We start from the raw sequence: 11,571 nt of genomic DNA, 5'->3' as shown, positions 1-11,571 counted from the left end.
TACTAATTGCATTACGGCTACAGATAATAATGTATTCATTACTAATTGCTTATCATTACACTTTTCCTTATTAGCTCTGTATTGACTTCCTTCAATTCCTAAAGCTCTAGTATCAAACATGAACTCAACTGGTTGATCTTCTTGAAGTTTGAAAGATACAAATAAAGAATTATATATATCCTCTTTTTTTCTACCAACATATGATTCGTTTTCTAATGTAGCTTTTACCTCACTTCTGTCAGCCGAAATAAATGCATTTGTAAATTTCCCGTAAGATTCTCCTATTAGTACTTTAATACTATAGTTCCCTCCATCTGCATTTGCATTAATTGTATACACTTTTTCTTTACTCATAACTTATTATTCCTCCATCATATCTCTCGTATTTTTTCTCTCTAAATATATTTTATATTATGTATAATTATCATTCAAGTATTATTTTTACTTTTAATTATATTTTTATTGTATTTTTTATTATTTTTTTACTTTTAATTATACTTCATATTCAAAGCCAAGAAATATTCTTCATATCCCACTAACTAATGAAAGTAAATCTAAATCTATATTTGTTATTTAAAGTTATTTTTTATTATTTTTAATTACTTTTAATTATATTTTATTATTATATATTTATTTTAAATTATATTTTATATGCCTTATTACCTTTAATATATCTTTCAATAAATTATATGCAGTACTAAATTGTATATAATTAAAGATAATTTTTATTATTTTTAATTACCTATTTATAATATATAATTACCTAATATTTTTATTCAAATTAGGAAACACTACTAAAATACTAAATTAACTACGAGGTATAGAATATGAGTAAAATTAGGGGTAATGTTTTTAACTACGAAGATTTAGACGTTGAATTAAATAATTCAGATGTAAAAGAATATAAGGAGATTAATTATTCAGATAGGATAAAAGGTGATTGTCTACAACTACTCAATAAGATAGAAATTGATAATTCACCTATAGAAACCATAGAGCTTAATAATGAAAATTTCAAAGATTACCACTATAAATTAATGAGTGGAAAATTTCTTGTTATATTCCCTGAAAATTCTACATTTAAATATATTACTACAGATGGATTATGTTTTAACTGCAATGATAGGAGTCTTATTAAGCTAATATCTAATATACCAAAACCTTTGAAGATTTCTTTCAAATACGCTGATGAAACAACAATGCCACTTGTTCTTATCATTAAAATACTTTATGGAAAAGATATTAAGAGCATTGAGCAGCTTGTCACTATGTTTGCTTCTAATAATTTTAATAAATCTGAACTAAACTGTTATAGAGCTTTAATCCCTATTTACAGAAAGTTATTTGATATTATTAATAATCACTCATATATTAGCTACATAAATAAAGAGAGAGATTTATATCTAATTGATTATAGATCATATATGAGAAGCTTGGGTTTAAACGATGGATTAACACTTAAAAATAAAGAACTTGAGTTGAGGTCCTATTCAGATAAATTAATTTCTATAGATGATTTTGAGATTACCAAACCTAATTTGTTAGATTATCTTGAGAATAATACTGAATTACCTATTTCCTTATACGAAGGTATTTCAGATTCAGATTTTTTAAATTTATATAAAACATACTGTGAAGTATATTCACTACAAAATCTATGCTTAGATAACTATATCACCCACTCATATAATCTAAATGGTTTAATTAGCAGTAATTATCCATTCAACTTTATTATGCAACGGAATAACTCATGCGTTATTAGAGGAACTCTACCTGATATATACTTTAACAGCTTGCTGAACATCCTAAGATTAAAAGATTATATAGTTCCTGGTGATTCAGATAATAATTTGATTAACTATATAAAAACTTTAAATCCTGATTTAGAAATAGGCTTAATAACTACAATTTTATTGGTTTTAGAAGCCTATATATGCAAATTTACTTCAATTGAGGATATTAAAAACTATTTATACACATATAAATCTACTTTACTATTTAATGAGGATATTGAAGTTTTCTTAGATTTCATTAAAGAGAACTTACCTGATCTTATTAATGCAATAGATATGTTTAATACAGAAACTTATAAAGGATATGATGTGAAACTAATCGAACACATGCCACTTTCACCCCTAAACACTAGATTGAACTATATATCTTCAAAGGTTGTTAAATCAACAATTCTAGCTGTTTATAAAGATATAGAAGATTTTAACCTGAAGAATAAAAAGAAAATTTATATAAGTGATATAACACCCGATAGTATTTATCTTATTGCTGATGAAGACATATCACATATCGCTGTTGATATTTTAAACAGAACTATGATCAATACCATTAAATCTACCTTAAAACTTGATTCTTATACTTGCTACACTGATATCTTGCATTAAAATAATTACTCCCCTACATAATCGCAGGGGAGTAATGCTTATAACCTAATTTATACTATATATTCTTATTTATCTTATTAAGATATTCTAAATTAATATTCTAACCAAACTTGCGAAGAGTATATTCCTTTTTTGCCAGAAATGAATACACTAATTATGCAAACAATCATTGCAAAAATCATATCATTTGAACCAAACAATTCAAGGTATAATACAAATGAAGCAATAGGTGCATTTGTGGCACCAGCAAAAACACCTATTAATCCTAATGCAGCTGCAAATGTAACTGGTAATCCCAATATAGGTGATAAAGTAGCCCCTAACGTTGCCCCTATAACAAATAAAGGTGTTACTTCCCCCCCTTGATATCCAACACCTAGACAAAGAGTAGTTAGTAATAGCTTTATTAGAAACGCAAAATATGGTGCATTCCCATCAAATGAATCCATTAATAATCCTAAACTTAAATTGTTATATACCCTATTTCCTAATAAAAATGTTATACCCACCATAATTGATCCACCAATTAAGATTTTTATATAATCATTTTTTATATACTTATTAAATATATCTTTAACCAAATGAATCATATAAACAAATAATTTACTTATAAGACCAAAGCAAATCGATAAAATAATTACTTTTTCAATATTCATACCCGCAAATGATTCAATTTGAGGAATTTGAAAGTGAGTATGTGTAACTCCTACAAGTCTTGCTACTTTATCACCAATTATGGCTGCCGTTACAGCTGGTAACATAGATGCATAATTTAAATTACCTACTGTTGATATTTCAACTGCAAATATAGTTCCTGCAATAGGAGTTCCAAATACAGCTGAAAACCCTGCTGACACTCCACTTATTAATAATATCTTTCTATCCAAATCAGTTTTCTTAAATATATTTGCAAGCGAATTCCCAATTGTTCCACCAATTTGCACTCCCGTTCCTTCTCTACCAACTGATCCTCCAAATATATGTGTTAAAACAGTTCCCATAAATACTAAAGGAGCCATAATAAAATGTATTTTTTCTTCATTTCCATTAATATTCTCGATAATTAAATTGTTTCCCCTTTTTGAGTTCTTGCCATATTTTTTATAAAGAAATGTCATTAATAGACCTGATAAAGGTAGAAACACTATCAACCAATACTGTTCTAAATTTAATTCGATTGCCTTTTCAAGTACTATTAAAAAAATTCCAATTATCACACCTGATAATCCACCTATAATTCCAGAAATAACTACTAATTTTATAACTCTTGTTTTACTCATATTTTTTCTCACCCCTTATCATTAAAACTTCACTCGTTTATCCTCCCTTTATTGGGCAAATATCTATATGCTGTATAGTTAATTACAGCTTTATATCAATATTAAATTTAGGTGCTGAAATAATATCTTCAAATTACGCAGCAGCATTATCATCTTCACCGCTTTTATTTAACCATCTAGATGATGTAATTTTTATTCCTATTGCCCCTATTGGCGCTGTAATTAAAACACTCAAAATTGCTATCGCTTGCATTACTTCCCCTCCAGCAACGCCCATTTGAAGTGGTATTCCTGCTTTTGCTGACTGAACTGTTGCCTTTGGCAAATATGCTATAACACAGAATGCTCTTTCTTTAGAATTTAAATTTGTTCCTATTAACGAAATAAGTACTCCTATCGAACGAACTGTTAAAGAAATTATAAGCATTACTACTCCAATCCATAAAAACTCACCAACCAATGAAGGGTTTATAGCCATTCCAACAAAGGCAAATAGATACAATTTACCATATGACCATATTTTATTTAAACCATCTTGAACTTCTAGTGCTAAATCACTTAAGTAAGTTCTTAAAAAGAATCCATAGACCATAACAGTAAGTAAAGAATTAAATAGCTTTATATGAAATTGACTTTCAATTGTTCTAACTAACAGACATATAATCAAAGCTAATATGACTCTAACCGAATTAGTTCGGACTTTTTTCAATATTCCCTTCGTTAATAATGCCATCCCCCATCCTACAGTTATACTAATAACTATGGCTACAGGTATTGATATAATATCAGCTAATACCGATACTGACTTCCCATTCATAGTAGCTGTGTACATGCCTAGAAAGGTTGTAAATAGTGTTATTGCAACGGTATCATCAGCTGAAGCTCCTACTAATAGCATTTGTGGTATTGCTTTATCTTGACCTATTTCTCTTTTAATTAAATCTACCATAGAAGGCACTAATACAGCAGGACTAACAGCAGCTATTATAAATCCAAGAATTGCACCTTGTACAAAGGTAAAATTCAATAGTAAGATTGATAACATTGCAATTGTTAAACCTTCTATTAACGCTGGCACAATACTAAGCAATACTGCTGGTCTTCCTATCTCCTTCATTTGACTAAAACTAATTCCAAGTCCTCCTATAAATAAAACTGTTACTAAAGCAACATCTTTTATATATGGTGATATATCTATAGCCAGCTTCGGAACAACATTTAAAAATGCTGGACCAATTATCATACCAGATATAATTATACCTATTAATGATGGTAATTTTATTAATTCTGCAATTTTCCCACTATAATAAGATAAAACACCTATCATACCCAAACTAAGTAAAATAATTAATAATTTTGTTAACATTTCATTCCTCCTAAAATATCTATATAAAGTATTATTCCAATAAAAAAAGCCAATGATTCTACAACAAAAAAGTTGTAGAAGTCATTAGCTTATTAAGCAGTTTTGATTTATATCAAGGGAGACATTCATTCCCTACTAAAAAAGTATATCAAAATTAAATATTAAGTTCAATCTTTACTTTAACTTTTTCCCATTGAGCCGATTCAATTACATTACCATACCTTAAGATACTCTTTTCTTTAACTATTCCGTATAGTTTGTCCAATTCTTCCTTTGGTATATTTATATCACCAAGCTCACATTTATCAATAGTTTCAAATGCTTTTTTCATTTCTTCTGAATAGTCCCCAGCCAAATCAAAACTCTTTATTTTATTAAATTTCTCCTCACTTACTCTAACTACCTTATATAAATTATCTACCTTTGTTCCTAAACACTCCGCTATCTTAATACATTTAAAAATATTCGTTTTATGCTTATTTTTCTCAATAGAAGCAAATCTTTGCTCAGTAATTCCAATGTGTTTACCAACATCTCTTTGAGTCATATTTCCCTTAACCCTGTAGTATCTTACATAACTTATTAATATTTCTACTACCTTGTCTTTATTGTTCTTCTTAACGTCCATACTACCTCCTACATGAACATCTATTTAGATTTTATCTTTAAATTAATAAAATCATCTTTTTCTATGTATTCATAACTTACGTCAACTTCTTTAGTTTCAATATATTTATTTACTTTAAAGTTATCTTCATCCCTATATATTAAAAGAACATCACTACTACTTTTCTTATTTACTAAGGCTATCGATAAATTATCAGTTCTAGAATTCAGATGAATATTATTAGCTGCTTCTTTAGATATTGAAACTCTCTCTAATTTACCCTCATAGGATATTAAATTATTAATACTACTTAAATCCCAAGGATCTGCACCTAAAGCACTTAATTTTTTATGCAGATTGATTAATAAACTTCTCAGCTTATCTTCAACAACTACCTTTTCACTACAACTAACTTTACTCTTACTAGTATCATCTTTGTTATTTTCTACTTCTTCTGGTTGCTCTTCAGTCTTTTTATGATTGACCTTATCTACATTTAAGCCTGTTGATTCAGCTACGGCTGGCTCTACAAATTCAGGGAATGAAGCGTTCGCGAATTCATCTGTACTTAGCTCATTAGGATCAACAGGGACTATATCACTACTTTGCCTTTCCTCTTTCAATTCATCCGAATCCTTAACCTCATTTTTTCCCTGACTATTATTATCTATATCGGTTTTAGTTTCTTTAAATCCATCCTCAAAGAATTTTATATCTTCTTTACCATTCAAAGTACTAATTAACTCTGCAAAATTAATATCTTCTTTAATCTCTATTCTTTCAACTTTTTTTACTAGTTTTAACTTAACTGACTGCATATCAGAATCATTAACTAGCCTTAGATATTTCCTAAAGTCATATTCCTTATTGATTGTAGTATTATTTTCATCTAACTTTAAAAAGTCTAAAGTCCCCTTACCAATCTTTAACTTACCTTTGGTATCAGTAACAGAGTAATAGCAATTTTTAAACTCTAATGTAGCCAATTTTTCTTTAGATACTCTATTCTTTTCCGTTATTGCTCCACTTTTGGACTCCATATACCTTGCTTGATCCGAGAATAAAGGAGTAGATGAGATACCAGTCTTAACCTCAAATACATCCTCAAAACCTAGCATCTCAGTGTAATACATCCTATCCTCAACATTTGATCCAGGTAAAATAACCTTTGTATTGGTATTAGTTAATATTATCTCTTTGAACATATCGCTTTGCTCTTTTAACTGTGCTATATTTTGAATAACACAAGTAACTGAACACTTATATTTTCTACTAAAAGTAAAGAATATCTTTGATTGGTCATTTAAATAGAATGGAAATTCATCAATCACAATTTCATATGGAATTTCTGGAGCTTCATCCTCACTATATCTTGATAACACTGCTGTTTGTAATGACATTATAAAGAATAAAGCAAATGCTCTACCAATAACATCTCCTAGCTCTGCCTGTCTTGTTGCAATTGCGATACACTCTCCACCTTCCAATACTTCATCAAGATTTAAACCACCTGTTCTACTACACAGAATATATCTGATTTCCTCTCTTCCAATAAAGTTATCGAGCTGATTGATAATACCAGCAACAGCTTCCTGAGTTTTAGCTCTTTTAATTCCAAAATTAGTTCCACTTACCCTAATTCCTGTCTTTTCATTAGTCTTAATTTCATAGAATGATGCTTCAAAGTACTCAATTACCGATTTCCATCTTTTCTTTAGATTCTCATCTTTACTCATATTTTTGGACATCGTCTCTACTTTTCCAAAATCATTTAATAGTTCTAATACATCTTCTAACGTTGGATCACTTCCACCATTCTCTATAGGATACATTACCCTTAGTAGTATAACTATATTTCTAATAGCTCTAATCCCTGCATTTTTATAGTATGGATTAACCTCTCCATCCTCCATACCAGTTAATATTGATGCAATAATATCACCGGTTTTTTCAGGATCACCTAACATCAACGGATTATACTTAGCTATATTTCCTTTTTTAATTTCCTCCATTTTAGGGTCAATTTTATGAACTTTAACACCATTAGCTGCTGCTATTTTCAATGTTTGTTCTCTTAAACCACCATCAGGTGCTATAGTTGTTACCCCTGTATTTTTATATATCATTTTACCTTCACTTTCTTGGGTAACAAGGACCTCATAAGTAGTTAATTCACTATTACTAGAAAGTTCTATTACTATTGCTCTTTGATATTCGCTTTCTAATTCTTCATTTTCTATTTCAACAGGACCAACGTCTATCTTTACTTTGAAGTTCTCTCTTGCAATAGAGTTATTATATTCAGAAGTATAATAATTTAGTTTGATTTCATCATCTATAACACCATCTAAATAACACCTAATTGTTAAGGTTGTGCTTTTTATACCTTTGGTATTATCTAGATTCACTACTGTCCTACCATTTTCTACGATATCATTAAATAAAATATGTTCTGATTCTCTTTCTCCTATTATAAGTTTATTGAACTTTTCCTTGAATCTATCTTTCTTATCTGGATTTATAGATATTAAATCCATTGAAAAATTATCATTTATATATTTATTAGTTACTGGTACATTTATATAACATAATCCTTCTTCTAAAGCCTCAAGAGTTAGCATTTTAAGTTCTTCCCTGTAAAATGATTTTTTATTAAATAATTGTGCTAAATATGGCCTTAATACTAAACTTGTCTTACCAGCACCAGAGTTTCCCGCTACTAGCATATGTCTAAAACTTTGCTTTTCAGTTAAATAAATTGATTCTCCTGTTGCAAAGTCCTCACATATTTTGCAATCTACATTATAATTATTCAATTCTTCAACATTTCTTGTAAGCCAATCCACTTTATATTCCTGTAAATCTGACTTATATTCCTTCTTAAATGCTATAGTCATGCTTTTATAGAAACCTACAGCTATTATTATGAACGGAACCAATATAGTTAAAATCTTTGAGTTAGTTTGTACTATAAATAATGGAACTACAGTCATATCTACTAGTGTTTCAATAGCTCCAACGAAGAAACTATTAAACTCTTCAGCCAGTAAAGAATATGTTGCTATAGCTATTGTAATAGTAGTAAACAAGTATATTTTAGGTCTATTAACAGGTTTAGAAACCTTATCTCCTAGCATACTCATGTAGAATACAATTACTGCATTTACTATAATCAGCGAGTATAGTATTTTACTATGCTTTGCTATTTCAATGGAAAACAGTATCTTGTAAGTACTAAAGTATAAAAATAATGTTACAACAGTAGATACAATCATTGAAATTAATGCTACTTTATCTATTGTTTTACCCTTTGACCTATCTACCCACTTCTGGAACTGCTGTTTATACTTCTGTTCCATCACTATCTCCAATCTCTTTATTTATGACTTTATAGTAAATTACTTCTTTTAATTTCATTCTAAATTCCTTATCAGTGGTTTCTGCTACTATTTCACTATTTTCACATATAAAATTTATTAGTTGAGCATTTCTGTCTCCACTTTTTATATTTGTTATTAACTTGTCCACCTCAATAGTTCCGTTATACTTCTGGTTTCTTAAACCCACCTTAGCAAAACTAACATTAAAACCTTTTTCTGATTTCTCTATTTCATATTCATTTAGTGTAGGATTACCTAAGAAATCTTTAGATCTTACACCAACAATAACAATTTCATCATCTTTTATCTGTTGTATATCAAGCATTAACGCTACACTCCCCTCATATTTGATTAGCATAATATATTATACCTGTTATTCTATATAAAATAATTAGTGCCTTATTTCTAATGTTGGAATATATATGCTCATTTACTATCCAAATCAGCTTGAATGCTTACTCATAAATACTCTATATTTAATATCTAGATACTAAAGTAATTTTTATTATTTAAAATTACTTTTATTTACCTTTTTATAAATAACTCTATTACATAGTTTGTATTTTAAAAGTAATTTAATTTATTTTTTATTATATTTTTATAATTTAATTTACTTTTATTTATCTATACTGTGCCTACATGTATTTAAGCAACTATTATTCAGATTGATTGAATAAGTGTCCACATACTAAATTAATAAGTGAAATACTTAGTTAAATATAATATTCAACCTTTGTTGAATATTGAATAATTCTCTTAATTATCATACAAGCTAATGTTTATACATTAAATTTAAATTATGGTCTAATTACATTTAATTTTATATAGGTATTCCCCCTATATGTACAGAGGGATTTTATATATTAATTAAAATAATTCAAATCCTCTATTTTAAAGGGTTTTCACCTATTTTTATATACGCAAAATAAATATAATTATCTTTTATATTTTAAATAATACTATTAATATATCCTTATTTCTGATTAGGAGATGATGAAGATTGGTGTCTTTTGATAATAATAAATATCTACTTTTAGCTATAGCTAATTGCGGATTAATGACAGATCATATAGCTCAAAAACACTTTTCAACCAACAATAATGAGGTTGAAAATCTAATTTCTAATAACTTAATAGAGCGTTCTGGAGTCTATTTAATATATGGAAAGTCAACTTGTATATATACTCTAACTGATGATACAAAAGAAATGTTTAAGCAACTTGGAAAGTCATTATATAAAAGTGATACCACTCAGCTTGAACACGACTATATATTATTAAAGGTTTATAGCACCATTGATAAACTCTCCCAAGAATCTTGGCAAAATGAAAGTGAATTAAAATCAATTTATAGAAAAAATACTTGTGATGGGGTATTTAAGTTCAACAATAAGTTAATTGGAGTTGAAATAATAACTAAATCCTATACTAAAATAGCTATCAATGAAAAAATGAGTTTTATAAATCAATTTTGTGATGACTTTATTAGCTTAAATACATCTGATATCAAAATCTAACTGGAGGTAATCAATGGATACCATTACTATTCCTTTAAACATTCCCCCTACACAAAAGAGAAACTATGAATATGTAATTGAAAAAGGATTTCATAAATACCTTAAGATTATCTTTAACCTTGGTTCATATATAACATTTCAACAGTTTTATGAATTATTTAGCCAACATAACCCATCACTTTCAGATTCATATTCTAAACTAAAAGCCAATTCAACTATCAAGGAGCTTGAAAGTCTACGCTTCATTAGTGTTGAAACCATTGGAAAACATAAATACTTTTATTTAAAAGCTCCATCACTAGCTGTATGTGTAGGTGATTACTCAAAAATTCCTAAAACTAATCATAAAAATGACAGTATTAAGAATAATAAATTTCTAAATTGTCTTATGAAAGTTGAATACTATCTTGAAACTGGCGAAGTTATTTCTTCTGAGTGGTTATTTAAGCATCTAAAGGCTCTTACAAGGAATATAATTACCCTAGCCAATGAATATGACCTAGAATACAATTCAAGCTTCCTAAAGGCCATTTACAGCTCAAATGACTATATTAAAATAAAGGATACAGCTTCTAAACTTCCTGAAGATGATTTAATTCATATAATTTGGGTAGATTTATATAACCTGTACTATAAATTACTATGCCAAGGGCAAACCGTTTCCCCCTCACCATTGCACTTTAAGTTAAATGTTGTTGGTAAGAAACTAAAACTACACTATATTCCTGAAATAATAATATTTGACCACCATAAATCAAATTACTACGAAACAAAAATGGATCGTTTATTATCTGATTTGATTAATATAAAAACCAACACTATTGATGGACTTAGAAGGAACTATAGACCTAATCAAGAAATAGGAGATCCTAGAGTAAATATTATAGGTTATGGCTTAAAACTAATTGGTTCTGATGAAATGCTCCTAAAGGAAAAAGTAAAAATAATATCTAGCTATGGTAAAGATAATATAAACTCACCCTTTGTTTCTGTTAAAAGCTCTTATATTAATCTTTCTACTTATTT

9 protein-coding genes and 1 riboswitch are annotated in these 11,571 nt (G+C 28.2%); of the genes, 3 read left to right on the top strand and 6 right to left on the bottom strand.

Going from position 1 to position 11,571, the window contains the following annotated elements:
* Nucleotides 1–354, bottom strand: a 354-nt coding sequence (locus tag ACRDBA_RS12250; protein WP_438573207.1) for a hypothetical protein, incomplete at its 3' end; no start/stop codon positions are given.
* A gap of 473 nt (nucleotides 355–827) precedes the next feature.
* Here ACRDBA_RS12250 and ACRDBA_RS12245 point away from each other — a divergent pair.
* Nucleotides 828–2,396, top strand: coding sequence for a hypothetical protein (locus tag ACRDBA_RS12245; RefSeq protein WP_438573206.1), 1,569 nt, complete (start codon nucleotides 828–830; stop codon nucleotides 2,394–2,396).
* Nucleotides 2,397–2,488: 92 nt separating this feature from the next.
* On the opposite strand, the gene ACRDBA_RS12240 is transcribed toward ACRDBA_RS12245, so the two are convergent.
* From ACRDBA_RS12240 to ACRDBA_RS12220, 5 genes are all read right to left on the bottom strand, one after another.
* Entirely contained in the window at nucleotides 2,489–3,676 is a 1,188-nt protein-coding gene (locus tag ACRDBA_RS12240; RefSeq protein WP_438573205.1) for a chloride channel protein, read from the bottom strand.
* 133 nt (nucleotides 3,677–3,809) lie between these two features.
* A complete protein-coding gene (locus ACRDBA_RS12235) occupies nucleotides 3,810–5,042 on the bottom strand; it encodes a cation:proton antiporter domain-containing protein (RefSeq protein WP_438573204.1) in 1,233 nt (410 codons plus the stop codon).
* Between the two features lie 68 nt (nucleotides 5,043–5,110).
* Nucleotides 5,111–5,184, bottom strand: a riboswitch (Fluoride riboswitch).
* A gap of 12 nt (nucleotides 5,185–5,196) precedes the next feature.
* On the bottom strand, nucleotides 5,197–5,670 hold the full coding sequence (locus tag ACRDBA_RS12230; RefSeq protein ID WP_438573203.1) for a helix-turn-helix transcriptional regulator: 474 nt from the start codon (nucleotides 5,668–5,670) through the stop codon (nucleotides 5,197–5,199).
* 20 nt (nucleotides 5,671–5,690) lie between these two features.
* Nucleotides 5,691–9,008, bottom strand: a complete 3,318-nt coding sequence (locus ACRDBA_RS12225; protein WP_438573202.1) for a type IV secretory system conjugative DNA transfer family protein — start codon at nucleotides 9,006–9,008, stop codon at nucleotides 5,691–5,693.
* Nucleotides 8,992–9,354, bottom strand: a complete 363-nt coding sequence (locus ACRDBA_RS12220) for a hypothetical protein (protein WP_438573201.1) — start codon at nucleotides 9,352–9,354, stop codon at nucleotides 8,992–8,994. The genes ACRDBA_RS12225 and ACRDBA_RS12220 overlap by 17 nt, the downstream gene beginning before the upstream one ends.
* A gap of 675 nt (nucleotides 9,355–10,029) precedes the next feature.
* Here ACRDBA_RS12220 and ACRDBA_RS12215 point away from each other — a divergent pair.
* On the top strand, nucleotides 10,030–10,545 hold the full coding sequence (locus ACRDBA_RS12215) for a hypothetical protein (protein WP_438573200.1): 516 nt from the start codon (nucleotides 10,030–10,032) through the stop codon (nucleotides 10,543–10,545).
* Nucleotides 10,546–10,558: 13 nt separating this feature from the next.
* Nucleotides 10,559–11,571, top strand: a 1,013-nt coding sequence (locus ACRDBA_RS12210; RefSeq protein WP_438573199.1) for a hypothetical protein, incomplete at its 3' end; no start/stop codon positions are given.

Origin of the sequence: Clostridium sp. (assembly GCF_051654825.1) — a bacterium.
Taxonomy (GTDB): Bacteria; Bacillota; Clostridia; order Clostridiales; family Clostridiaceae; genus Clostridium.
The sequence above is the reverse complement of the archived record's forward strand: the minus strand, read 5'-3'. Positions and strand labels throughout refer to the sequence as shown.

Coding starts and splice junctions, on each gene's coding strand:
- ACRDBA_RS12235 (WP_438573204.1), bottom strand. CDS start 5,042: ATGTTAACAAAATTATTAATTATTTTACTTAGTTTGGGTATGATAGGT.
- ACRDBA_RS12220 (WP_438573201.1), bottom strand. CDS start 9,354: ATGCTTGATATACAACAGATAAAAGATGATGAAATTGTTATTGTTGGT.
- ACRDBA_RS12240 (WP_438573205.1), bottom strand. CDS start 3,676: ATGAGTAAAACAAGAGTTATAAAATTAGTAGTTATTTCTGGAATTATA.
- ACRDBA_RS12230 (WP_438573203.1), bottom strand. CDS start 5,670: ATGGACGTTAAGAAGAACAATAAAGACAAGGTAGTAGAAATATTAATA.
- ACRDBA_RS12245 (WP_438573206.1), top strand. CDS start 828: ATGAGTAAAATTAGGGGTAATGTTTTTAACTACGAAGATTTAGACGTT.
- ACRDBA_RS12225 (WP_438573202.1), bottom strand. CDS start 9,008: ATGGAACAGAAGTATAAACAGCAGTTCCAGAAGTGGGTAGATAGGTCA.